We start from the raw sequence: 25,153 nt of genomic DNA on the forward strand, positions 1-25,153 counted from the left end.
ATATCCGCTGGTGAATACCAGTCGGGACGGCCGGATTCGAACCGACGACCCCTTGACCCCCAGTGAACTAGCGGGCCTGTCGGGGCTTGCCGGACGATGCCGGCTCGTGCCGACCACGCAGGTCGATGGACGATCGGAGGTCCGCGTCACGTCAGGCTGTGTCGGGCCTTGCCACACCGTCCGTGAGACGGTTGTGAGATCTCACGGGAGCCCTGGCCGGGAGATGCGTTGGAGGTCATCAGCCAGCGCCTCTCCACACGTTGATGATCGGATCCTGTTCACAGATTCGCACCGCCGTAACGGTGCATGCCATCGTCGGCAACGAGCCTGCGATGTCGGCGGACGGGGATGCCCCAGTCCGCGGCGATCAGATGCCGCGTCACTCTTTCGTTAGGCGGCCGTGCGCAAGTCGTCGCCCTTCTCAGTAGGCGCTCACCGCGGCTGCGCGTCGGACCAGCGCCGCAACGTCATCGAGAATCTCGTACGGCTGCCTCAACAGATCGAGCGGGTGATGAATGATCTCTATCGTCGTATTTCGGATGTGCTTGCGCTCCGGCGGAGTCGTTCCCTTCGCGTATACCAGCCATCCAGTTCGCACATCGAGGGCAGCACAGTAGGCAAGCATCTGGTAGGTGTCTCCGTTCGGAAAACCCGACGTCGGATGCTCAAGCTTGTACTTTGCATCGAACACCGCGACGGGCCGGCCGTCGACCAGATAGACCAGGTCTGGCCGAATCGGGATGCTGTGCTCGGCATCCAGATACGTCCGATACTGCTCCTCCACCACTCCCGGACAGGATCCGAGCGCCTCGCGGATCGCGACGGCGACAAAGTTTTCGAAGACTGTGGCCATGTTGACGGCAAAGGCGGCGATTGCGATGCCGCCGGCATCGGGCTCAGCGGACTGGTTATCGAGGATCACCTCGGCCAGCCGGAGTGCGGGCACATACCTCATGTTGATCCGACTGGGGCTCCACAGGGGAACCGGCGCATGGGGTGGAAGGATGGATACCCCGGCAAGGCGTGCGTCCAGCCGCTCCAGCCGCTCCCGTGCGGACGGCAGGAGCCGGGGCACGGCCAACATTCGGCGTACAGCGGTGCGGAGCAGGCGGTTCTCGACGATGTCGACGGTCCAGTCGTCGAACTGCACCTCAATCGGCAGCGGTATGGCCGGCCGCCGGGCGAACTGCTCGGCGAATCGAACGCGCCCCCGGATCAGCGGAAGCGCCTCCTCGAACGAGGTATACCCCTGCAGAAGACCACCAGCGAGGGCCCGCTCGGCCTGCCGGATCAATGACTCGGCCACTGCCGGCCATAGTCCTGACGCTGGTGCCGCAGTCACGTCCTCCGGGCGGAACCGCGGATCTTTCGCGTACCCGAGAAAAAACAGCAGCCTCACCACGCCGACCTTCGGCTGCACCTGGACGTCGAGGTCTCCGGCGCGGACCGCACCCACCTTGCCGCCGGGTCGAATACGCCAACTCCTGCCCTCGGAGGTCAGCTTGACCAGGCCGGACGCCCGGAGTATCCGCACCTGAGCGTCGTCGAGGGGCCGCAGCACACCACTGGTATCCAGTTCCGGCAGGATGACCGCATCCACGCTGTCCACTGCTACCGCACGTCATCCGAACTATCGGCAACGTCGACGGACGCGGCTTGCGCACGGACCGCAGCCAGTCCGAATCGGCTGTGCACCTGCGCCCTGCTGAGTCGCCCGTAGTAGTGCTCCTCGAGCAGCGGCAGCAGATCGTGCCGCCAGACCCGCTGGAGCGCAGCCTCGTCGTCGAGGCCGGGCCGCATGAGATACGACGGCCCGATCTTGAAGTCGTGGTCTTGGGCACCGATCAGGGTGTTGAGTGAGACCAACAGCCCGGCACGCTCGTCGTCCTCGCGACCGTTGGTGGCAAGCCAACTCCCGAGAACATCGCGAACCGGATCCTCGTCAGGGTGCAGTTCGACGAACGCGAAGCGGCGTCGGATGGCGGCGTCGATCATCGCGATCGACCGATCAGCCGTGTTCATCGTTCCAACGATGAACACGTTGGGCGGCAAGTTGAAGGCCTCGGACGGCGAGTACTGCAGCCGCACCGTGGATTCGCGGTACTCGAGCAAGAAGTACAGCTCACCGAAGACCTTGGCCAGGTTCGCCCGATTGATCTCATCGATGATCAGCACGTACGGGCGGTGCCGGTCGTTTCTTGCCTGCGAAGCGATCTCCCGCAGTGGGCCTGGTGTCTTAACAAAGCTCACTGCGCCACCCTCGACGTTCTCGACCGGCCGGAACCCTTCGAAGAAGTCCTCGTAGGCGTACGACGGGTGGAACTGCACGAGGCGTATCGCGTCTCGCTCGGCCACGTGGCCCGCCAGCGCGCGGGCCAGGTAAGTCTTGCCGGTACCTGGTGGGCCGTACAGAATGATCTGCGACCGCTCCTGCCAGAGCTCGACCAGCCGGCTGAGCCAGTCGGTGCTCATGTGTACATGCTCCGCCAACGCCACGGTGGCGGCGTTGAGCTTCAGGGTGGTGGGGCCGACTGCTCGGTCCACGACATTCGCCGTGCTTGCCGTGCCGGTTTCCTGCTCTACCTGGCTGATTGACTCGAAGAGCTCGATCAGCACTGGCAGTGCACCGGTCAGATCAACCACGTTTCCCTGCTGATCCAGCTCCGCTGGCAGGGGCGCGGGAAGCGCGGCAGCCTCGAGCGACGCGACAGCCCACTCGGCCGGCCGGCGCAGCTCACTACCGGCTGCGGCCAGACGAAACTCCGGCCCGCCGGCGAGGATTCCCAGATACATCCGGTCGTCGATGAGGGTCGTCACGATGTCGTCGCTTTCCATCTGGCTCAGGAAAGCATGGAACTCGTTGGCGTGGCTGACACGTTGGGCGTAGTCGAGATGCTGGTATCCGCTGTCCACGGCCGACCGAATGTCGGCTCGGGACGCGCCCAGCGCGACCTCCCCGAGATGCGCGGCGCCGAGGGATACGAACGATTCTTTTAGCCAGTCAGCCAACAGGCTAGGACCACCTTGACCCGGACGGATCAGCCAGGCTCGCCGTTCACCGGAGGGCCTCTCCTTTACTCGCCACTGATTCACAAATGGCGGCAGGTAGTAGTCCACTGGCTGGCCGGTCTCGCTCTGGATTCTGGCGGTGATCCCGAGCAGATCGCGGTTGATAGATGGTGTGCGATCGCCTGGGTCGCTGAAGGCGTCGCGGATCGCCCGCTTGTGTCCAGTGTTAACGATCGGCAGGAAGTGCGTGGGAAATCGCAGATAGAGGAGCGACTCTCGCAGGGATGGAACGATGCTGGCCTCGTCCACCAAGGCCTGCCACTCCCAGGGGTCGGCCAGCGCACGATGCCGGCGGTCGGGCGAGATGGTCCACCACTCGCGCAGTAGAACGACTGCATCCGCCAGCCACTTCCAGATCATCGTGTGGCCGCCGATGCCACCATTCCAGGTTCCCTGCTCAAACGCGGCCAGCACCTTCTCGGGGATGGCAGCTGGTTCCTTCATCCAGCCGAGCACTGTGCTTACCCGCTCGCGCAGCTTGCCGGCGCTCAGGTTTACCAACGGGAGTCCCTGCAGCGTCAACAGCTCCGCTGCCAGTTGGATCGCGAGGTCGGATCCAGCGTCGAGCTGCCTGTGCAGCTTGACCATGAACGAATCCGTGCCGGTATCGACCCGTTCGTTGTACAGGTGGAACAGCTCTTTCGCTGTTTCCGCACTCCAGACTGGGCGCCCGGGCGTGAAAAGGGATCCACCTCGATTCAATCCCTGCTCGAGGAGATCCCAGCCAACACGACGGACCAATTCGTCGTCGCGCGGAGGGATAATCGCAGCACTATCGTTCATGATCCGCTTATCCCCTACCGATCGTCAGGACTGTAGGCACAAAGCCCAGGTCGGGTGAGGCTGGGTCGACCTGTGAGGGGCGACCAGCTTGACGAACCGCCTGCTCTACACCAACCTCAGGCACACAGAGAGAACCGAGGTCGAAAGAATATCCTCTGGATTCGGCCGGTCAAGCTCTACAAGAGAGCCGCCGGGACGGGCTGTTCGTTGGGCAGAGGCAACTGCCGCCACCGTGCGGGTACTGCCAAGTATGGTGGGCTCAAGATCATCCCGGCGATCACCTTCTCGCCAAGTACAAATCGATCTTGCAGCGTCAACTCCTCCCGCGCAACGAACACTGCCCGACGCAAGCTCCGGGCGGACTATTCGGCTGCTTTAGGATGAGTAGTGCCGGACGACAGGATCCCGGCTCCCCCAGGGCGATGCGGTGACGCTCTACGAGCCGAGCGTTCGCAAGGCGCTGCCACGACCTATTGATGCGGGCGCATACCCGCTACCGTAATCCTGTCGGGGATCATCGTTGGGGGGGTTGGTGCGGCCGAGTCGACGTCCACCCATCGCCCTTCAGCTGTCGCTGCTGATCATCGCCGTTTTGCTGGAGATCGCGGCGAACTTCTTCGCCAACGCCGACACTTCACCACTGACCGCCGGGATCCGTCAGGTCGCCGGTCCGGCGCTGATCGTCCTGCTGGTGGTGCTGATCGTCGGGAACGGCCTGGTGCTGTGGTGGCAGGCGCCCCGCAGTCCACGGCCGATGTGGCGTTCGGATCGCAGCCCCTATCCCGGGCTCTCCGCCTTCACCGAGCAGGACGCGTCGGTGTTCTTCGGCCGAGATGAGCAGGTCACCGAGCTGGTGCGACGCCTACACGAACTGGGCCTGGACGCGTCCGCCCGGTTCGTCTGTGTCACCGGCGCCTCCGGCAGCGGCAAATCCTCCCTGGTCCACGCCGGTATCATTCCCCGGCTGCGAGAGGGGCGGTGGCAGGTGTTGCCAGCGGTCACGCCTGCGGGAGAACCCCTCGGCGTGCTCGCGGACCTGGCGGTCACACTGGGCGCAGCCGACCGAGCCTCCGCGCTGCGGGAGGTACGGTCCCGCCCGGACAGCCTCGCCCGCCACCTGACCATCTGGCGGGCTCGAAAGGGCCATCGGCACGGACGCGTCCTGCTCATCCTCGACCAGCTCGAGGAACTGATAACCCTCTCCAGCCCTGCTGAACAGACCACGTTCCTGGAGCAGATCGCGACGGCACTCGACGCCGACCGGAGGCTCTGGGCTGTCGCGACGCTCCGCGTCGAGTTCCTCGCCGACCTGCTCGCCGGGCCGCGCCCGGAGCTCTTCGCTAGCCCGGTAACGCTGGGGACCATGCGGCCGGCGGACCTCGTCGCGGTCGTGGAGCAGCCCGCCCAGCTCGCCGGACTGCGCTTCGAAGACGGACTCGTCGACCAAATCGTCGCCGACACCGCTACACCAGACGCGTTGCCACTGCTGGCGTACCTTCTTCAGGAGCTGCACCGTGCGGCAGGGTCGGGCCAGACGGCTACCCGCCAGGCGTACCAGGCACTCGGCGGCGTCGCCGGAGCGCTGGGCCGCCAAGCCGACAGCGTCATGACGGACGTGCGCCGCGACAGCAGCACCGAGGACGTACTGGACACTCTGCTCCGCCTAGTAGCGATGGAGGGCACCGAACCGACCCGACGCCGGGTGCCATTGCGAGACCTGTCCGACAGTCAGCGTCGGGTGATCGCCGTCTTCACCGACGCCCGGCTGCTCACCACCGACGTGATCGACGGTGAGTCGTACGCACAGGTCGCCCACGAGGCGCTGTTCCGCCAGTGGGCGCCACTGCGACAGCAGGTCGAAGCGCGGGCGGAGCAACTGCGGCGGCGTACCGAGCTGGAACGGTGGGCAGCGGACTGGGTCCACGCCGGACGCAGCGCGGACTACCTGCTCACCGGGGAACGGCTTGCGCTGGCCGGGCAGTGGCTGGAAGCAATGGAGTCGGCCGGCCAGGACAGCCCCGCCGCACGCGCCTTGGTGAACGCCTCCCGCAGCCGAGACACCGCATTCCTGCACCGGGTGTCGGAGACGATTGGTCAGTTCGCGCTCGGCAACGTCGACCGGTATCCGGAGCTCGCGGTGCTGCTGACCTCGGCCGCCCTGCAGGAGTGCCCGCCAACGCCCGTCGCCCGCCGGGCCCTGATGGCAGCCTTGGCCTTCAGCCACACCGAGGCGCTACTCGCCGGACACACCGACGCCGTCCGCGGAGTCGCCTGGTCACCCGACGGCAAGCATCTGGCAACTGCGTCCCGAGACGGCACCGCGCGGATCTGGCACGCCGACACCGCCACGGTCGTCCGGGTGCTGCGCGGGCACACCGGCATGGTGGACGCCGTCGACTGGTCCCCCGACGCCACCCGGCTCGCTACCGCCTCCCGAGACGGCACGATCCGGGTGTGGGACGCGGCAACGGCGGAAACGGTCGCGGTGTTGCTCTGCGGAGACGTGGCACGCGGTGTTACCTGGTCACCCGACGGGTCCCGCCTCGCCGGGTCGAGCCGGGACCGAACGATCCAAGTCTGGGACACCGCCACCTGGGAGCTTGCTGCTCATCTGGTTGGCCACGAAGGGGACGTGTGGGGCCTGCGGTTCGCGCCCGACTCCCGCCAGCTGGCCTCCGCCTCCCACGACCGGTCCGTCATCGTCTGGGACCTCACCAGAGGTCAAGCGGAGCAGCGGCTGACGGGGCACGGTGACTTCGTCGAGGCCGTTGCCTGGTCCCCCGACGGCAGCCAGCTCGTCACCGGGTCCGGCGACCAGACCGTACGAATTTGGGATCTGACGACCGGCGAAACCCGACACGTCATCGGCGGTCAGGGTTCACCGGTTTGGTCGGTCGTCTGGTCTCCCGACGGCCGCACCGTCGTATTCGCCAGCGGCGACGGCAGCATCCGCGCCTGGGACATCCGCCGGCTGCGTGAGGTAGCCGAGCTACGCGGGCACTCCCAGGTCGCCTGGTCCATCGCACTGTCCCCGGACGGACGTCGGGTGCTCAGCGGTTCCGGTGACGGCACTGCTCGGGTGTGGATGATCCAGCCGCGTGGCGCCGAACGTCGGCTCCTCGCCGGACACGACGGACCGGTCACCGCCCTCGCGCTGGATCGGACGGCGAGGATCGTCACCGGTGGCGCGGACGGCACCGTACGAACCTGGCAGTCGGACGGCACGGCCGCCGTCACGGCGTGGCCGGAACCGGTCGTGGCCGTTGCCTGCTCACCGACAGCCGGCGTGATCGCCGTGGCCCTGCGCGACGGCTCGGTCCACCTGATCGGTGACGACAGCAACGTGCGCTTCGGCGCTGAGGTCGAATCGCTGGCCTGGTCACCGGACGGGTCCCGGTTGGCAGCAGGCTGCAAGGACAACTCAGTACGAGTCTGGGACGTCCGCACAGGCAGTTCCGCCGGCGTCCTGCGCGGACACGCCGACTGGGTAGGAGCGCTCGCCTGGTCCCCGAGCGGCCGCTACCTTGCCTCCGGCTCCGACGACCGAACCGTCCGAGTCTGGGACATCGAACACCCCGGCGACAGCACCATCCACTCCGGTCACCAGAACTACGTCGACGCGATCAGCTGGGCGCCCGACGAGCGTCGGCTCGCTACCTGCTCCGCCGACTGGACCATCCGCGTCTGGGACCTCACCGGCACGGACCAGCCGCAGGTTCTGACCGGCCACGACAAGCGCGTCCGTGCAGTGGCATGGGCACCGGACGGCCAGCGCCTCGCATCCAGCTCCGACGACCGCACCGTGCGGGTCTGGGGCAACGCGGACGACGACCACGGCGAGGTGATCGGCGTACATCGTGACGGCGTGACCAGCCTGGCTTGGCTGCCGGACGGGCGGCAGGTCGTCACTGGCTCAGCGGACGGCACTGCCCGCGTCTGGGAAGACTCCGTCGACCTGGCCAAGCTGACCGCAGTAGCACACTCGAGGGTGTTCCGCGCCCTCACCGACGACGAGCGGCAGGCGCACCTACTACCCGGCGACCCGGACTCATAGCGTCTGCTCAACCTCGCGGGTCTCCTCGCCCACCAGGTAGTCCTCCGGGTCCAAGCCGAGCGTCTTACGGCGCTCCGACGCCCAGTAAGCCGCGTTGGCCTCGTCGAACGACTCAGGGCCCTCGTGGGAGATCACCCAGATGTGTTGACTCCGCGCGCGGTCTTTCCACGACCCATGGATCTCGAAGCCGAGATCACGGCGCAGCGGAACGACCAGCCGTTGCCACCTGTCCACCCACTCGTCCAGCAGCCCCGCCCGGACCGTGTAGGTACGGATCTGCACAGTCCTTGCCATGCCTGCCACCTCACCCGTGCCGTGACCCAGGGCCTAACGCCATCGACCCTAGCCGAAGCCGCGGAACCAGGCCGGTCACACGGCCCAGCACCGGCCGACGTCGGGCAGCGCGGCGAAGTGCTCCGCTCCATCCGCCATCCGGTCTGCCGCCACCACCCTCGGAGCCGGCAGCCGCAGACGGCCTCCGGCCATCCAGGAGCCGGAGCGCCCCGCCGGAGGCGAATTGACCGCAAACCACGCGTCGCGCGACATGCCGACGCAGCCGAAGCCTCTCCCTCACATCGCGCATGGTCACACTCCCGCCCCGCCCGGAGACCGCGCCCGACCACCGGGGGCCGCACCCACGTATTGCCGCCCGTCTGGCCACGCGAGGGCCGAAGCACTGCTGACTCCGACTCGCGACATTCGGGAATGCGTTCCCACCTCACATCTCGCACCCGGCGTGCGGATTAGAACATCCGTACGCATTTGCCAGGCCATTCGCTTGCGCGTGTCGCTGGCATGAGGTCGGCGGGCGGGATATGTTGTGCGGCTCGCTGCTGGGCCGACCTTCGGCCCACCCCATTCGTTGTCCGGCACGAGACAAACGCGGCGACTGTCCACGGCCGGTATGCCGAAAGGGCTTTTCGTGGTCGCCGAACACCCGTCGCAGCGTGTCCTGCTCACCTGGGCTGATATCATCACCGCCGCCGCCGAACTCGAGCCGGATATGCGGGACCTACTTCTGGAGCTAGCCCGGGCCAAGAACCCGAATCTGGCAACGAGCGTCACCACCGCTGACGGGCCTTGGTACTTACGGAACGTGCATGTGCGGGGTCACGTCGGAGTCGGCGAGGAAGCCGTCGACCTGCCCCTGAAGCCAACTGCGGGCCTCACGATCATCACCGCGCGCAACGGCACCGGCAAGACGAGCATCGCCGACGGCGCCCGACACACCCTAAGCAGCGGAACCAAGCGGTCCTACCAGGTACTAGCGAACAACATTCATTACCCGCACCGCGACATCGTCGCCACAGTCAGCAACGGACGACGCGACATAGAGATTTTCTGCGGGGCAGATGAGGTTGTTCAATGGCGCAACCCGGACGGTTCGCTCAGTACGCCGCCTAGCGAATGGACAGAGGCATTCGAACGCTACATGCCAGTGCTGCTGTATCCGGAGATGTCCCAGGTCATTCAAGATCCGAGCAATCTGCACACGTTCCTAAAAGACGCGCTTGAGTTGACCGCACTCGAAGAACTGCAGGCCCTGCTCAAAACTGGCTCTGGCACACATTTTATGATTGATCTTGGTGGCGGTTCATGGTGTGGCGAGGACTCGTTTGCGGAGGAGGTCGAGGTTCGCTCGGCCGTACATCTGTCGTTTGATGGTTTTGATGCGGTTGACGTGGCCTTCGACGGGGCCTGAGCTCCAGTGTTGGGTGAGGCCGGCGACGACGGCGTCGCGGTCGCTGACCAGGCCGGCGGCGAAGCCGCGGAGTTCTGGGTATCCGGCGTTGCGGGCACGGTCTATCCAGGCGTCGAGGTGTTGTCCGGTGCCTTTGTGGCGGACCAGGGCGGTGAACCCGCGGGCGAGGTCGCTAATGGTGTCGAGGTCGGGGCAGCGGGTGCGGGCGTCGGCGAGGTTGGTGCGGTCGTCGTCGGTGAGTTTGTGGCCGGGTCGCATGATCCAGGCGGTGATCCGCCGGGCGGATGGCACTCGGACTGCGGTCGCGGGGGTGGGTCTGGTGCGGTTGGTGGTGAGCCAGTCTTTCAGTACGCGCAGGCTGCCCTGGTAGCCGCGGGCCAGGATCTCGGCGTGCAGGTCGGCGGTGTGGTGGACGCCGTCGGTGAGGCGTTGCCGTAGGTAGGGGTGGAACGGGGCGAGGACGCTGGGGCGGCTGCTGGCGTTCGGGCCGATCAACGCCTCGGCGGTAGCGGCGTGGGCGTACTTGCGGGCGGTTCTGACGTTCATGTCGAGTCGGCGGGCGGTCGCGCTGATCGAAAGTCCTTCGGCCCGTAGGGCGTGCACGGCCGCGTGGCGTTGGCGGGTGTTCGCCGCCCGTCGTCCGGTGGTACCTGGCTCGGCCGTGACCGGCGCGGACAGCGCGGATATCGGGTCGGTGTGCTCGCGTAGGCATCGGCGGTGTCCACGGACGATCTTCTCGATGGTGTCGCTGAGGTTCTTCAGCAGGTGCCACCGGTCGGCGACCTGGACCGCGTTAGGTGCGCCTTTGCGGGCGCCGTCGGCGTAGCTGCCGCCGCGATCCCGGCAGATGATCTGAACGCCGGGGTGTCCGCGCAACCACGCCGCGAGGGTGTCGGCGGTGCGGTCGGGTAGAACGTCGATCGGCCGGCGGGTGCACATGTCGATCAGCACCGTGGCGTATCGATGCCCACGACGTCGGGCGAAGTCGTCCACACCCAGCACCGTCGGAGTCACCGGCGGCGGGTCGGGTATCCGTCGGATCATCCGGATCAACGTCATCCGGGACACCGACACTGCCACCCGATGCGCCAACCGGCTGCCCGGTCGACCGCCCAACGCCACCGCGACCGCCTGCAGGCCACCCGCTGCCAGGACCGTGTGACGGGCATACCGGCGGGTCAGCCCGGGCACCTGCTCGACGAACGTCCGCCGCCGGCACCCGCCGTTGACGCAGGTGAACCGGCGGACCGTCAACGCGACCAGCACCTCATGGCCGCCCAGCCTGACGTCGGCCAGCCGGCGCACATAGGAACCATGCAGGGTGGTCGACCAGGTGCCGCAGGCTCCACACGCGGCCCGAACTGTCTTCGTCGCCGCGTCGATCCTGACCCCGACGCCGCGGACCACCACCGCTTCCAGCCGCAGGCCAACCAGGTGCGGAAGCAACGCCACGATGATCTCCACCCCGGCACCCCACCCGAACCCTCAGCGAGCACGACTCACAAAATGTGTGCCAGAGCCAAAGTTCAGCCGGCGTTGACATGTTGTGGCGAGACACCCTCAATGAGGAACCATCAAGGCAGTCCGTTGACGCCTTCGCAGGCGACCTCGCGCAGTGGTGGGCCGGCAACCAGCACTCGCACGTAGCGTTCGTCGCTCGACTCCTCGGCTCAGAGATCGTCGGGATGGCCTGGGTCGCACTCCTCCCTCGGGTCCCGAGACCTGGAGCGACAACTCGGCTATCCGCAGACATCCAGAGCGTCTTCGTCATGCCAGAGCACCGAGGACAGGGGATCGGCTCGGCGCTCGTGGAGGCTGCTTCGGAGTATGCGACACGCCTCGGGTCCCTTCGTGTTACGGCCCACTCTGGCCGTAAGGCAGTGCCTGTTTACGAGCGGCTGGGCTTCGAGTCGTCTCGGCAGTTGCTGCAGCGACCGGCGCGTTAGATTAGTAGAACGTCCGCTCATCGACATGAGCGGACGTTCCGTGTAGAGACCTTCGGCTGTGGAGTGGTTCGCTGCAACGTGCTGCGGCAGCGGTTTACACCTGCCCGACGCAGCGCCGACAGCCTACGTTGCGGGAGTGTCGACCGTGGAGGCGTGCCGGATCGGGCGCTCTAGCGGTTTAGGCTTCAGGAGCCCGACCGTGTGCGTGGCGGGCGTGGTGAGGATGCTGCCGTGAGGATGTGCGGGACGCCGAGTTCCTGAGCGGCGGCGCGTAGCGCCCGCTTGTGAGGCTTGTGCAGGCTCACCTCGCTAAAAGCCCGACCGGCCCAGATCAAGGCGCAGGCCACGGCGAAGGTGGCGAGGGTGTCAGCGTGCTGGCCATGGCGGGGCTGGGCCAGGTGGACCAGGTCGTCTTCCGGTGTGCGGGCAAGGTGACGGATTAGTCCGATGGAGGTATGTGCCTCGTCGGACAATTCCCGGTACATCAGGTATAGGCCGGCGCTGTAGTCCAGGTCCCGGCACATGGCCTGGATACTGCGGGCGCGATCCCTCAGCTGCGGTGGCTGAGCGAGCAGCGGCGCGGTGTCGACGGTCTCGCGGACCGCGTCGGGTACGGCGTGTCCCGCCTCGTCGAGCTGGCGCAAGATGACTTGGCTCTGTCGGGCTCGTTCGTAGAGGTATGCCTCTACGCCCCTGCGGCCGGTCTGCTGTGTCCACGCCGCGCTGACGCATGCCTCGAAGCAGGTACGCACGTTAGGCATCGACTCGACCAGGAATCCGCCGTCCCACAGGTGCACCGCACCTCTGGCCATGTTGTGCGCTGTCGCTGCCAGGACGAACACCACCCGCGCGGTTGGGATGTCGCGGGTGCGCGAGGCGTACTCGTCGAGCTGATCCCACTCCCGCAGCCGTTGGTCGATGACGCGGCGGTAGGCCGCCGCGGACAAACTCGGCGGTTGACGTACGGCGCTCACCCTGACAGTGTGCCGCACAGGCTCGATGACTGGCCGGTGTCCGGCCGGGGTGTCCTGTCCCGTACTCAGCTAATCCGCCACCGTCAGCGTCCCTGGACGTCGCCGGCCGTTGTACGCGGTGACGCGAGTCCACGGGCGACCGGCCAAGCAGCGATGTTCAAAGATCCCCTTCCGTATCGTACGAATGTTCGACAGGATAGTCTGGCGGGGAGGTGATGTGGTGGCGGACCACAGTTCCATCGAGTGGACAGAGGCGACGTGGAATCCCACCACCGGGTGTGATCGCATCTCCCGGGGCTGCGACAACTGTTACGCCCTCGCGCTGTCGAAGCGGCTGAAAGCCATGGGCTCGGCCAAGTATCAGACCGACGGCGATCCGCGAACCTCCGGCCCCGGCTTCGGGGTCGCTGTTCACGAAGCCGCGCTGGACATTCCCCGACACTGGCATGGCCCCCGGATCGTATTCGTGAACTCGATGTCGGACCTCTTTCATGCTCGGGTGCCGTTGCCGTTCGTGCAGCGGGTGTTTGAGGTGATGCGGGAGACGCCGCAGCACACCTACCAGCTGCTGACCAAGCGAGCTGCCAGGTTGGCGAAGGTGGCGCCGCAGTTGCAGTGGGCCCCGAATGTGTGGATCGGGGTTAGTGTGGAGGACGCGACGGAGTTGGCGCGCGTTGACGACCTGCGGCAGGTTCCAGCCGCAGTTCGCTTCGTCTCGGCGGAGCCGTTACTCGGACCGCTGACCGACTTGAACCTAGCCGGGATCGACTGGCTCATCGCCGGCGGCGAGTCCGGGCCGAACCATCGCCCCGTCGACCCGCAGTGGGTCCGAGACCTTCGGGACCGATGCAGCGCTGCGGGAACAGCGTTCTTCTTCAAGCAATGGGGAGGTCGCACTCCGAAGGCGGGTGGCCGCGAGTTGGACGGACGGGAGCACTCCGAGATGCCTGCTCGCCTCGTCCCTGCCGCCGTGCCTGCAAAGTGACGGCCGGGACCTGCCCGTCCACTGAGCTCAGCCAAGTTAGCGGGTTCCCTCAGGGGAACGGCGGTGCGAAACTAGCTGCTAACACTCAGTAGGCGGGGGGTGCGATGCCGGTCAAGGGTGAAGTGCCGTGGGCCTGTGCTCCACACACGGGCGCCAAACACGACATCTACCAGCGCTACCTGGAGCGGTGGTTCCCGATTCTCCTGGCCGGCTCGAACGCCTATCCGTCGGTCACCTACGCCGAGGGCTTCTCCGGTCCCGGGGTCTACAAGGGCGGTGAGCCGGGCTCTCCAGTCATTGCGATGAAGGCGCTCGTCACCAAGGTGCCTAAGACCAAGGGCATCGCCCGCTTTGCCTTCATCGACGACGACGAGCGCTGCGTAGACATGCTCGGGACCACCCTCACGAAGACGTTCCCTGAACGGCCGCGCACCGATGCTGCCATGCCCGTGAAGATCGTTAAGGGCACCTGCGCCACGCATCTGGAGGCCACCCTCGATGAGATGCGTGCGTGGGGACAGCCGATCTTCGCGAACCTCGACTCCTGGGGTAACGCTCCGGTGCCGTATCGCCTCCTGCGGCGTCTGGCCGGGAACATCTCCAGTGAGGTCATCGTCACCCTGTTTCCACAACACTTCGTCCGCTTCGTCAGCGACCTCGGCGAAGCTGGCGACGCGGTGTTCGGCGGCGACCCCACCTGGCGAACCGTGGCAGACCTGGCGCCAGAAGCGAAGAGCCGGCACATCCTCACTTGCTACCGGCAAGCTCTCCGCGCGGCAGGCTTTCCCTACCTTCTGGACTTCGAGCTGATCCCCAGGAAGGGACAACCGCTCTACCTGATCTTCGGCACCGGCCATCGCCTCGGCGTACAGAAGATGAAGGACAGCCTCTGGGAGGTGGACCGCGCCCAGGGCGTCGGCTTCCGCGATCCCCGCGACGAGCAGGCCGAGACGCTGTTCGACATCGATGAGCCACAACTCGGACCGCTGACCCGACTACTCACTCAACGGCTAAGAAACAGCGGGCCGGTCCGCGTGGAAGACCTGCGTCAGTTCGCTCTGCTGGAAACGGTGTACCGACCGGAACACGTGATCAGGGCGCTGAAGCCACTCGTGGACCGAAACGCCCTCAGCGTCGAAGGCGGCGGAGCACTTCGGCGCACCTCCATCGTCTCCCTGGTCCCGGCATCTGCCGTCTAGCGTCTCGTGATCTTGCTGTCTTGACCTGAAATCGGTAGGGGCGGGTGGGTGTGCTTCGTAGAGTCCACGTCGCATGAACCAATGAAGCTTCGGGCGTGGATCAGCAGCGCTGAGGTGTCGGCGGTGGTTGATACGCAAAGTGCTGGGGCGGGGTGACTAGCGGTGAGCCGGTCAGGGCTGCGTCGGCGTACGGCTGGTAGCGCCACGATCGGCCCCGAATCTGCGGGAACGTGGTTCGGGTTCTGCCGCATTGAGTCCACCAACAGCACGTGAGCTGGGAAGACGTGGACCAGCGTGGGCGGTACGCAAACCGTCTTGGCAAGGCGCGTGTCGCCGTGACCTGGGTAAACGTGCACGTCCCGGTGGAGCGGTCCGTGGTTGTGCGGCGACGGCCGAGCAGTCTGAGGGGACACGGTGATCGGCCGAATCAGCTAATGGCTCCGCGTTTGGCCGTGCTCGTGCGAGCGGTCCCGGAGCAGCGCTCCGGGACGGTGTCTGGCGCGACGCCGGTGGAGAGGGGAGGCCGAAAGTGTGGTAAGTCGAGACAGAACTCGCTGCCTTCGGTGTCTTGCACGACAATGCAGACACTATTGATGCTGTTGGTTTCGAGGCCGCGAAGCCGACGTGCGCCTAGGGTGAGTAGACGAGCGCACTCCGTTTCTAGGGCGTCGGCCCTGCCCTCAAGCGGTACGCCCCGACTGGCGCAGTCGTTGGCAGGGCCGCAGCTGATATTTCCGTGATTGGCTCCAGGGACTTCCGTTCCCGGATCTCAGTCTCGATCGATCTCAGGCACGCCCGCGTCGTCGAGCATGGCGAAGAACTCGGCGATGCGCCCGTGCCGGGCGTACGGGCTGGTGGTCGTGAAGATGATCCGCTGGGCAGCGCGGGACAGCCCTACGAAGAAGGTGGAGGTCGATTCGATGGGATCTCGAGCGTGTGCCCACCATTGTTGGTCATCGAGGCCAAGGAAGAACACGGTGTGGTATTCCAGGCCCTTGGCACGGTGGGCGGTCAACAGGACGACCGCGTCGGAGCACTCGAACTGATCGGCCGCATCAGTCCAGTTGATGCTCGTCGAGATTACGGTAGCAAGCCGGGCCTGGAATGCGTCGGTGACGAGGTGCAGTTGCTCGCCCGGCGTTGCTGACTTGACGTATCGGCGCAACGCGGCCACGTCGAGCATGCCGAGTAGGAAGCTGGCCACGTCGTCGGCAGCAGTCTGTTCTGGTGGATGGGCCCTGAGCCAGGCTCGCAGGCCGACGATCAACGTGGACAAGTCGTCACCGACGCGCCGTTGCGCCGTGGTGTCGCCCTCGGCGCCGTGGATCCGGGTCAGTGTCGCCAGCACCTCGCGCCACACCTTGGGTAGTCCCCGCGGCTGGTCGGCCAGCCGTAGCAGGCCCAGCAGCAGGCGGGCGATCTCGTGTTTCAGTAGATCCTGCAAGCGCATCGTGGCGACCAGGGCGTCGTCGTTGCGCACGTTGATGCCGTGGCGGGACAACTGCGTACGGAACCGGGTCTCGAAGTCGGCGATCTTCTGCCGGGCCAGCAGGGCGAAGTCCGCCGGCGCCCGGCCAGAGGCAGCGATGTCGCCGGCGATCCAGTCCGCGATGACGGCGGCCTCCCGGTCGAGGCTGGAGAAGGTCCACACCTCGGCGGGGTTGCCGTCGATGTCGTTGTCGGCCTTCGACATCACCGGTACCGCGTTGGGATCGAGTTTGGTGGCGATGACGTGCTGTACGTCGACCAGGGCTTTGGTGGACCGGAAGTTCCACGTCAGCGGGTGAGTGGTCGCGTCGAACGCTTCGGCGAACCGCTCGAGGGCCTTGGGTAGCGCGCCGGCCCAGCCCATGATGCGCTGTTTGCTGTCGCCGACAGCAGTGGCCGTGGGACCGCCGGCGAACACCGAGACGAGGAACGAGAACTGGGCGCTGGTGGTGTCCTGGAATTCGTCGACGAACACGTATGGATAGGTCATGCGCAGTGCCCGCCGCAGCTTCGGCACGCACCGGACGAGCAGTTCGGCCAGCCGGTTGAGCATGACGAAATCCACTCTTGCCGGGCCGCGCCCGAAGTAGCGTAGGCGCCACCACTGCAGCGCCGCATACACCGCGGCGTCGTCCGGGTCGGAGTCCGGCGCTGTGACCGGCAGGTCCCAGCTGCCGACGGTGTCGGCGATGAAACGGCTCGCGTGCAGCTGGGCAACCTGAAGACGTATCGGTCGCGGAGCAGCCGGGATGATGTCGCCAAAGAAAGCCTCGACCTGACGTTCGGAGGCATAAGAGATCTCGTACCCGTATGGCATCCGCCAGCTGTCGGGCAACGCGGAGGCGAACCGGTCGACTAGGCCTTTGGTGAACGCGTCGAAGGTCATGGACACGAAGCGGTCGGCGTGTTCGGGAACACGGGCAGCGACCCGCCGGCGCAGATTGGCGGCGGCGTCACGCTTGAACGAGATCGCCAGGATGCGCTGCGGCCACTGGCAGTTGCCCGTCTGCAGCAGGTAGGCGGCTTTCTGGGCGAGGAACTCGCTCTTGCCGGCACCGGGCCCGGCGACCACTGCGGTGTTCCCTTCGTGGTACAGCGCTCGCCAGGCGGCCGGTTCCAGGTCATCGATCCCGCTCGGCCGCCAGTCGACGGCCGGGATCAGCACAGTAGGCCGCGTCGTCGGCGTGCTCGCCTCGCCGGCGTCGTCGGCGTCGAGTCGGCTCATAGGCCGACCCGGCGGCGGATGTGTCTGATCAGGGCGGTGAGGACCTCCGGGGCACCGCCACGCAACTGTTCGTCGGTGAGGCGGCCTAGTGCCCGCAGATGGCTGCTCGGCTTCGAGTGGGTCAGGAAGAGGTAGCGGTACCAGCGCAGGCGAAGGGCACGATGCGGTTGTTGCCAGAATGCCTCGTCGCTGCTCTCGTCGCCGATGACGCGGGCCAGCGCGTCGTTCGGGTGCGGTCCGGTCTCGCCGGGTTCGAGCTTCGTGTACGCCGCAGGGAACTTGGCCAGCATGATGTAGTCGAGATCGAGCGGCTTGGCATAAAAGATTCCGAATGTGCGCAGGTGCTTGATGATCGGCCACAGTTCGGTGAGTTTCAGGCCATCGTCAATGTCATCAACGTCGGCGTAGTCGTCCAGGCCGGCGAGTGGATCGATGCCGTTGGCGAGGAGCCGGTTGCAGGCGTCGCGCAGCCGAGCCGGGCCTGCGCCGGTGCGGCCGTAGTCGAGGTCCAGCAGCGTCGCGTGCGGGATGCCCAGGTCGTTGAGCAGCTTCCACATGTGGTTGGTGTGCCGGCCGCCGAGCGGCACTAGCGCGACGAAGGAGGGGTCGAGGTCGACGCCTTGGGCCTGGGCGATGCGGGGGATGACTAGCTGTTCGGTGTCGCCCTCGCCGAGCACGACGAACTTGGCGAAGTACAGCTCGGGGTGTGCGCGTACCGCCTCGCGAATGTACTTGCCGGCTTCGGTGTCGTCCGGGGGGAGCGTGATAGGGCGTACCGATGATGTGGCCGCGGTCGGGTTCTTGCGGAAGTAGCGCAGGTCTTCCGGTTCGATGCGGGTCAGCACGCTGGCGGAGTGGCTCGACAGGATGGCCTGGGCCGCTCCGCCGCCGGCAAGGTCCTGCAGCTGGCTGACAATCCGAGACAGGAAGAACGGCGACACGCTGTTCTCCGGCTCCTCAACGCCGACCAGCGTCAGGTTCGGCAGCTGAGACGCATCCAGCGTGAAGTCCGCCGCGTGGGCGCGGTCACAGACTGCGGCTTCGACGTCCAAAGCGGTTGCCGTCAGCGCGAGGTGCAGCAGCGACCGTTGCCCGTCGCTGAGCAGGCGAGCGGGCCGGGCGCGTCCGGTCGGATCCGGCTCGAAAACTAGCTCAGTATCGCGGACGAGCTGGTCGAAATCGTCGTCAAGCAGGCGCAGTTTCGGGACCGCGTGCGTCCCCGCATCGTGCAGCTGGCGCCACCGCGATCCCAACGCGTCCACGACAGCCTTTACGACCGGCTCGGCTGTGAACTGCTGCGCTACCTCCGCGGCGTGCTTCCCTACCATGGTCCGCAGCTCGGCCGACCATTGCGCGGCCCGCCACAGCCTGCTGCTCAGAAACGCGGCCATCTGGCGGGCACCGTCACGCGACGCCGGGATGTAGATCATCTGGATACGGCTGCGTTCGGCCGGAGGAAGCGGTGCGTAGTCATCCTCACTGTAGTCCTCGGCCAACGTGCTCACGACGATACGGGCCTCCGTGATAGTGCCGTCCACGGTGCCGTCGTCTTCCCATGTGGCTTTCAGGACGATGCGGACCTTCAACCCGCCGTTGTCATCGGCAGCCATCCGCGAGAAGAACTCCGGAACCGCCCGCCTGCCAACGGCCGCAGGTTCTGACGTTCGGCCGTCTTCGCCTTGACCGGGATCCTCGTCGTCGATCTCCTCATCGTCGCCGAGCTCTCTGTTGACGCCCTCCTGAAGATCGGTTACCTCGTCGGCCCCGGCATCCGTATCGTCGGTCTGTCGATCGTCCTCATCGAGCTCCGGGAAGGCGAGCACCACCTCGATCGTCAAATCGCGGCTGGTGGCAGCTTCGGACTCGTCGACGGGAACGTGGAAATCATCCACGCGTACGGCACGTTCCCGGCCGGTGATCCCGAACAGCCGCAGCAGCGCTTCGCAGGCGGCGGTCTTCCCGCTGCCGTTGGTACCGATGAAGGCGGTCAGGTCCGGCCCCAGGTCGATCGTGGTGCGGCCCGGCCCGAAGCACTTGAAGTTCTCCAGCACAAGCGTCTCGATGTACATCCGTCACTTCCCGTACGACGAGATCGAAGGCGGCGCTACAGCGTCGATCAGAGTATCTGACCCGCATGATCTTCATTCCGGATGGCGACATCCTGCTGAGCCGATCGCGCCGCAATGTGCGTGGATGAGGGCTACGGGTTCACGCCAGCGACCGGCCGTGCGCGCCCACAACCGCAGCATCGTCGAGCAGCTCGCGTGGACCGCTACGACCTTCCTCCGCCAGTATCCCAGCCGCGACCAGCGCGCCAGGGACTCACGGCACAGCACGACGACGTCCACTTCCTGCGCGACCCAGAAGACAGAGATGTGTTGTCGGGGTCAGCCGACGCCCTCCTCATGCGCCAGCCGATATCGGTAGCGGCGATCCGGTGTTGTAAAGAGGTGATAAGTCCGATCCTCGTGCTCCTCGCGCCGCACCAACGTCGCATCGCTGAGCCAGATCTCGATTACGCCCAGATTCACCTGGGCACCGCCAACGACGAGGTCCAGCGGCCGTTTCATGCCGAACGTGCCGCCGTCCGGAACGTCGACTTCGGAGCCGATCTCCAACACCAGACAGTGGCCCACGGGATAGGTTGCAACGACTTCTTCCCCGCGCAAAAGCCGCGCGGCGAGAAGCCAGCTTGCTGTTCCTCGGGCGAGACGAGGCTGAGGTCTGGAACCCGGATCGGTGTGCTGGTGTGTTGCTGGGTGATCGCCAGCGCCTCAATTGTCAAGGTCAAGATGCGCAGCCTGCGCTCCATTCCTCGGGGAAGTCAGGGGCCCAGGCCTTGTCAATTCTGCCTCTTTCCGGCGGTGTGTGGCGCACGCTTATCCGCCCAGTGTTCGGCGTCTGGCAGACGTTGAGGAACTGCAGCGTCGAAAAAACGGCTGCCGGGGGTTCGCCGGTGAAGTCAGCGAACCGGAACGTACGCCTCAGGCTCGTCCCGGGCAGCCGGTAGCGGTCCTCAATCTGGAAGACGTGGTGGACCTCCTCCAGCACCACCCGGACGCCGTCGGTGCCATGGCTTCGCTCGACCCGATCGAGGTCGGCCGCAGCCAGACTCTCACCGTCGGGGTTCATGATCTCGACGTGCAACTGCGGGTTGGCCCCGAGGCCCTCGCGAGCCGGCAGCGCCATGATTCGCGCGTTGTCCAAGCGTCCGCCGAGGCCGCCGGGAGCGTCGACCTCTCCGGCATAGGCGCCGGCGGGGCTGGTGAACGGTGTTCCGAAGGCGGCGAAGTCGCGCAGTTCGTGCACGAAGTCGCTGTCGTTCTCCGCAACAAGCTGTCCGATAATCGTGATAGGACGCTCATCGGTCGTGGCGGCGCAGCGGGCGATCACGTCTACGGCCACCCAGGGACCGCCGCCGCTGTGGCCGCTGACCCAGGTCATGACCAAGCGCTGGCGCTCGACCTGCGGAGGAAAGTCGTCGCTGCCGAAGCGCAGCTCATAGCGGTAGTGCGGGTCGGCGTCGAGGGCCGGCAGTGCCGCTTGGACGCGAGCAGTAACCGACGGGATGTCGAGCGTCTCCTGCTGGTCCCCGCCGAGAGCAAAGATAGCGGCCACGGCTCTATAGGCGTTGTCGACCGCGGTCTTGCCACCGTGCAGGTAGTAGTCGACGACATCGGGATACTTCGCCGCAAGCTGCTCGACGTACGAGAGACCACGCCAGACCGTTTTCAGCCCATACCGGGCCGCGAGCTCCTGCAACCACGTCTCGGCCTCCGGGGTCGGATCCCACGGGGGACACGAACTCGTTCGCGTCACACCCGGCTCTGCGTCTGACGACTCTCTTGCGCCTGTTAGGTGTCGGTGGGCGGTGATCAGCAGGTGCCAGGTCCGAGTCCTGTCCGGCCTACGCGCGGAGGCGTCGCATGCGGGCCGTCAACGAGTCCGCGTGAGCCGCGAACTCGACCAGCCGGAAACCGATTGGAATGAGGTCGGATTGGACCACCTCCAACGCTCGAGACGGGTCAGTTCGCGGCACAGCGACCACGAGCTCGTCAACGGCGTGCAGGTGCGGTCGCATCGCGGCACCGTGCTCGTGACCGACTACGAGTACGCTGCGCACGCCGCCTTCGTAGGCGGGCGACAGCCACTGCGAGAGGCCGACGTCGATATCGGCATCGGCGGGTAGCGCGAAGTGCGCGCTAGCGTGGCGCCCTGGAATGCCCTCGTCGAGGAGCTTGCCGGCGATGACGAGGTCAGCATTCGCGCGAAGGTCGAGCAGAAGCCGTTCTTCCGCCCCCGACTGATGCTCGCCCTCCGCTGCGAACGCCCAAGTCAGATACGGCCTACGGCGCACGGTTGCGGTCAGCCACGGTTCAAGGACGGTCAGGGCTTCGTCGCGCAACACGTCGGTCTCGACCTCGACGCCTGCGGCGGCGAGCATCGAGGCGCCACCTTCGCCGCGGGACGTTGGGTCCATGACGGCGATGACCACCCGGGAGACACCGGCGTTGAGCAGCTCCTGACGACAAGCCGGCGTGACGCCGACATGGTTGCAGGGTTCAAGCGTCACGACAGCCGTACCACCGCGGGCCGCACCTCCCGCCGCTTTGAGGGCGTGTGCTTCAGCGTGCGGCTCGCCTTTACGGCGGTGAAATCCCGCGCCCACCACCGTTCCGCGCCGGTCGAGGATGACGCACCCGACGGGCGGGTTCGGGCTCGTGGTGCCCAGCCCAAGAGCTGAGAGGGTGATGGCCTGCCGCATCGCGGACAGTTCGAGGTCCGACGCCATCAGGCAGTCTCCACAAGGTCGTCGAGGAACGCACGGACGTCGGCCAGGTGACGCTGCCCGTCAACAGCGGAGCCGATCTGGCCAAGTTGGTGCAGGATCCGGCGCGAGCCTGCTTGCCGGGCGATCGGTAGCGCGATGTGGGCCGTGGCTGCAGCTTGCTCGGGTTGGCCTGCCGCTACATGGGCTGCGGCCTTGGTCAGAAGGGCTGCAGTGAAGTCCTGCCGGTGAAGCGAAGGGATCGACGGTAGCGCGGCATCGAGAACCGCGATGGCCTCGTCCGGGCGGCGCCCGATCCTTAGGCAGGTGCCTCGGTGAACCTCGATATAGCCACTTGTGCAGTAGGAGGCGTGCTCGCCTTCAGGCTTACCTGGGCGGCGGTCCGCCGCCCACTCGTGCGCGCTGTCCAGAAGCTGCATGGCCTTGCGGTGCTCGCCAACCGTCGCGAGCGCATGGGCATGCTGGACGCGAAGTGCCGCCCGCACCGGGCTGGGCACCTTCTTGTCCTGGAGCATTGCGGCCTCAGCCTCGTCCACGGCGCGGCGCGGCCTCCCAGCGAGAAGCCAGTGCTGACTGCTGCGATACGTCGCCCAGGCCTTCATGGTCGGATCAGCGATCTCTTCCGCCCAGCTGAGCGCCCTCCGAGTCCACTGCTGGGCGGCTGGGACGTCGTTTAGCGAGTGGTTCAACCATGCCGCCGACTCGGAATATTGGGCAGCGAGGCGTACGAGGCTGGGGCGGAACGGCGACGGCGCCTCGCTGAGGAGCTGGTTAAGCAGCGTGAGCTGTGCTGTGACCCCGATCAACGCGTACTGCGGCCCGAACAGCTTGTCGTTCTGCACCAGCAGGTGCCACTGGGCTCGTAGCTGATGGATCGTCTCATCCCAGCTTCCTGGCATCGGTTGACCAGTGCTGTGACTGGCGGTGCTGGTGACGTCGGTACGCCGCGGGCTGTAGAGGTCGAGTTCGCCGTCGCTGGCGGCACCGAGGACGTGGCGGAGGGCAGCACGACGCTCTTCGCTGGGCCAACGGTGTTCGCCGCGTTCGAGCTTGCCGATCCATCGCGAGTCAACGTAGTGGGCGGTGAGGACCCTGCCGGGGTAGAGCCGGTCAAGAGCGGCGTTGACAGCGTCGGCCAGCTCACTACGCGACATGGATTGACCTGCCCGCCGAGGGGAAGGTCGACGCCGCCGGGCGTCACTGAGCGCCGTGTTTGGGCTGATTACCGTATCCGGGTGGCGGGGCATTAGCGGTCCCGCGAGGTTGGCCGGTCAAGGCCGAGGCCTTCGTCCCCATCACCGCTGGGCTGGCGATCTCGTACGACAGCGGTGTCAGGATGACGTGACACTGACTCCCCCTCCCACGTTCACCCGTAGCGGGCGCATCGTTGCTGTTGACCGGCTACTCGAAACCATGTGGATTCGATGTCCAGGATGCCAACATCGGGCCCTTAGGGCCATGTTTCATCGGGAGCGAAACCACGCGTCGAAGGCGAGTCGCACCGGTAGCCGCCAGCTGCAGCGCACTCTGGTCAGGATCAGCGGCAGAATGCGCCGGCGCGGAGCCCGCCAGTGAAGGCGCTCCACGTAGCTGGGCGGAATTCCAGTATCGGGCCGGTGACGTCCTTCGAGTCGCGTACGGCGATGGTGCCATCGACGGCATCGGCGACCTCGACGCAGTTGCCATCGTCGCTGCGGCTGGACTTACGCCACTTCGTGTATTGCGGGGTCATGCGGAGACTCCTTTGCTGGGTGACAGGCCCTGCGCCGCGACACGGAGCAGGTGAACGCTGATGTCGGGCGCGAGCGCGGCGGCCTTCAGCCGGCTGTGCAGGCTCAGATAAGACTGGACCTCGTTCGGCTCTGTGTAAATCAGATCACTCGTCAGCGTGTCGGCGGCGACAGCTACGGAGTCCGGCGTGTCGCGATAGCGGTAGATCGAGTACGCGGACCTGGGCGCGCTGTGGCCCTTGATGGAGGCGCCGATCGGCAGCACGCGGACCGTGACGGTTGGGTGTGCTGCGCAGACGGCGACGATGTGCCGAATCTGGTCGGCGACGATGTGCGGGTCGGCGGCGCTGCGTTGAATCGCGATTTCGTCGAGCACGACGTCGTAGCGCGGCCCGTCGACCGCGAGCAGCAGTTGCTGCCGGTACGCCCGGGCGGCGACAGCTGCTGCGGGGTCGAAGGTGTCGGCGTGACGGGCCGGGTCGCTCCGCAACCGGGCGTCCGCAAACGCTGTCGTCTGGAGCAGGCCAGGCACCAGCGCCAGGGCGTACTCGGTAATGGTTTTGGTGCCACTCTCGAGATCGGCGTAGGTGGCTTGCCGTGGGCCCATCCGCTCCGCATCAGCCATCCACCAACCGTGTGCCCAGCCGTCGGTCGCGGCCTCCATGATGGCGCTCCGCCGATTGGCGCCGACGGCCAGGTAGTCGCAGATCGCGCTGACGAGGTCGATGTCGGGGCCGAGGTGCCCATTTTCCAGGGCGCTGAGCTGTTGTCGCGGAAAGCCGACGGCACGTGCGAGTGGTTCGGCCGTCATGCCGTGCTCGTTGCGTAGGCGCCTGATCTCGCGTCCGAGCCATCGCCGTCGGACAAGCGGACTGGGTCTGGTCACCGGCAGCCTCCACGGCGTCGTCTCGAGCCGATCGACGAGGCGACCGGCTCGGTGAGCTCAATGTAACCCCGATAAACGGCAGAAGGATCTTGGCTGCAGCCCTGTGCAGGCCCGAATGGCCAGCTCAGAGGGCGGTCGGACCGCAGGTCGGTACACGAGGTCGGACCAGAGGTCGGCATTCCCAGGTGTACAGCATTCCGTGATCGTTGGTTCGCAATCAGTTATCCGCCGGTCGGCCACAGTCCACTCGGCGGTTGCTCGATCGCCCGAGATCCACCGGGGCAGGCGCCTACCACGGCGTCATCCGGTCGAGCAGGGTGCAG

The 25,153-nt window shown here is 66.3% G+C and carries 19 protein-coding genes; 5 read left to right on the forward strand and 14 right to left on the reverse strand.

Features of this window, described 5'->3' with window-relative positions:
* Positions 1-421: 421 nt before the first annotated feature.
* Together V6U86_RS31590 and V6U86_RS31595 are read right to left on the reverse strand one after the other, a co-directional pair.
* On the reverse strand, positions 422-1,609 hold the full coding sequence (locus tag V6U86_RS31590; RefSeq protein WP_334509835.1) for an McrC family protein: 1,188 nt from the start codon (positions 1,607-1,609) through the stop codon (positions 422-424).
* 2 nt (positions 1,610-1,611) lie between these two features.
* Positions 1,612-3,852, reverse strand: coding sequence for an AAA family ATPase (locus tag V6U86_RS31595; RefSeq protein ID WP_334509837.1), 2,241 nt, complete (start codon positions 3,850-3,852; stop codon positions 1,612-1,614).
* A 520-nt stretch (positions 3,853-4,372) separates the two neighbouring features.
* On the opposite strand from V6U86_RS31595, the gene V6U86_RS31600 reads away from it, so the two are divergent.
* Positions 4,373-7,906 carry an nSTAND1 domain-containing NTPase gene (locus V6U86_RS31600; protein ID WP_442935037.1) on the forward strand — a complete coding sequence of 1,178 codons (3,534 nt, stop codon included), beginning with the start codon at positions 4,373-4,375 and terminating at the stop codon, positions 7,904-7,906.
* On the opposite strand, the gene V6U86_RS31605 is transcribed toward V6U86_RS31600, so the two are convergent.
* A complete protein-coding gene (locus V6U86_RS31605) occupies positions 7,901-8,200 on the reverse strand; it encodes an NIPSNAP family containing protein (RefSeq protein WP_334509839.1) in 300 nt (99 codons plus the stop codon). The two genes, V6U86_RS31600 and V6U86_RS31605, sit on opposite strands and share 6 nt — an antisense overlap.
* Positions 8,201-8,828: 628 nt before the next feature.
* Between V6U86_RS31605 and V6U86_RS31610 the strand changes: the two genes are divergently transcribed.
* The gene (locus tag V6U86_RS31610; protein WP_334509841.1) at positions 8,829-9,608 is read left to right on the forward strand and encodes a hypothetical protein; all 780 of its coding nucleotides are present in this window, start codon (positions 8,829-8,831) and stop codon (positions 9,606-9,608) included.
* Here V6U86_RS31610 and V6U86_RS31615 read toward each other — a convergent pair.
* Entirely contained in the window at positions 9,501-11,072 is a 1,572-nt protein-coding gene (locus tag V6U86_RS31615) for an ISL3 family transposase (protein ID WP_334509843.1), read from the reverse strand. The genes V6U86_RS31610 and V6U86_RS31615 overlap by 108 nt on opposite strands.
* 77 nt (positions 11,073-11,149) lie before the next feature.
* Here V6U86_RS31615 and V6U86_RS33460 point away from each other — a divergent pair, with 77 nt between their 5' ends.
* Positions 11,150-11,554: a GNAT family N-acetyltransferase gene (locus tag V6U86_RS33460; RefSeq protein WP_442935038.1), complete on the forward strand. Its 405-nt coding sequence runs from the start codon at positions 11,150-11,152 to the stop codon at positions 11,552-11,554.
* A 185-nt stretch (positions 11,555-11,739) separates the two neighbouring features.
* Here the strand turns inward: V6U86_RS33460 and V6U86_RS31620 are convergent, their stop codons facing one another.
* Positions 11,740-12,528, reverse strand: a complete 789-nt coding sequence (locus tag V6U86_RS31620) for a DUF5677 domain-containing protein (protein ID WP_334509845.1) — start codon at positions 12,526-12,528, stop codon at positions 11,740-11,742.
* 220 nt (positions 12,529-12,748) lie between these two features.
* Between V6U86_RS31620 and V6U86_RS31625 the strand changes: the two genes are divergently transcribed.
* Both V6U86_RS31625 and V6U86_RS31630 read left to right on the forward strand, forming a co-directional pair.
* A complete protein-coding gene (locus tag V6U86_RS31625) occupies positions 12,749-13,513 on the forward strand; it encodes a DUF5131 family protein (RefSeq protein WP_334509847.1) in 765 nt (254 codons plus the stop codon).
* A gap of 104 nt (positions 13,514-13,617) precedes the next feature.
* A complete protein-coding gene (locus V6U86_RS31630; protein ID WP_334509850.1) occupies positions 13,618-14,712 on the forward strand; it encodes a three-Cys-motif partner protein TcmP in 1,095 nt (364 codons plus the stop codon).
* A gap of 427 nt (positions 14,713-15,139) precedes the next feature.
* Here V6U86_RS31630 and V6U86_RS33465 read toward each other — a convergent pair whose 3' ends face one another.
* The 9 genes from V6U86_RS33465 to V6U86_RS31675 form a co-directional block, all read right to left on the reverse strand.
* Entirely contained in the window at positions 15,140-15,442 is a 303-nt protein-coding gene (locus V6U86_RS33465) for a VOC family protein (protein WP_442935039.1), read from the reverse strand.
* Positions 15,443-15,481: 39 nt separating this feature from the next.
* Positions 15,482-17,425, reverse strand: a complete 1,944-nt coding sequence (locus V6U86_RS31640) for an ATP-dependent helicase (RefSeq protein ID WP_334509852.1) — start codon at positions 17,423-17,425, stop codon at positions 15,482-15,484.
* A complete protein-coding gene (locus V6U86_RS31645; RefSeq protein WP_334509854.1) occupies positions 17,422-19,494 on the reverse strand; it encodes an ATP-dependent nuclease in 2,073 nt (690 codons plus the stop codon). The genes V6U86_RS31640 and V6U86_RS31645 overlap by 4 nt, the downstream gene beginning before the upstream one ends.
* Before the next feature lie 318 nt (positions 19,495-19,812).
* The gene (locus V6U86_RS31650; RefSeq protein WP_334509856.1) at positions 19,813-20,043 is read right to left on the reverse strand and encodes a hypothetical protein; all 231 of its coding nucleotides are present in this window, start codon (positions 20,041-20,043) and stop codon (positions 19,813-19,815) included.
* Positions 20,044-20,212: 169 nt separating this feature from the next.
* Entirely contained in the window at positions 20,213-21,187 is a 975-nt protein-coding gene (locus V6U86_RS31655) for a hypothetical protein (RefSeq protein ID WP_334509858.1), read from the reverse strand.
* 145 nt (positions 21,188-21,332) lie between these two features.
* Positions 21,333-22,217, reverse strand: a complete 885-nt coding sequence (gene ribD, locus V6U86_RS31660) for a bifunctional diaminohydroxyphosphoribosylaminopyrimidine deaminase/5-amino-6-(5-phosphoribosylamino)uracil reductase RibD (RefSeq protein WP_334509860.1) — start codon at positions 22,215-22,217, stop codon at positions 21,333-21,335.
* The gene (locus V6U86_RS31665; protein ID WP_334509863.1) at positions 22,217-23,368 is read right to left on the reverse strand and encodes a hypothetical protein; all 1,152 of its coding nucleotides are present in this window, start codon (positions 23,366-23,368) and stop codon (positions 22,217-22,219) included. The genes ribD and V6U86_RS31665 overlap by 1 nt, the downstream gene beginning before the upstream one ends.
* 383 nt (positions 23,369-23,751) lie before the next feature.
* Positions 23,752-23,946, reverse strand: coding sequence for a DUF397 domain-containing protein (locus V6U86_RS31670; protein WP_334509865.1), 195 nt, complete (start codon positions 23,944-23,946; stop codon positions 23,752-23,754).
* Positions 23,943-24,830 carry a helix-turn-helix domain-containing protein gene (locus tag V6U86_RS31675; RefSeq protein WP_334509867.1) on the reverse strand — a complete coding sequence of 296 codons (888 nt, stop codon included), beginning with the start codon at positions 24,828-24,830 and terminating at the stop codon, positions 23,943-23,945. Before V6U86_RS31675 ends, V6U86_RS31670 begins: the two co-directional genes overlap by 4 nt.
* Positions 24,831-25,153 lie beyond the last annotated feature (323 nt).

Origin of the sequence: Micromonospora sp. CPCC 205558 (genome assembly GCF_036902955.1) — a bacterium.
GTDB lineage: Bacteria > Actinomycetota > Actinomycetes > Mycobacteriales > Micromonosporaceae > Micromonospora.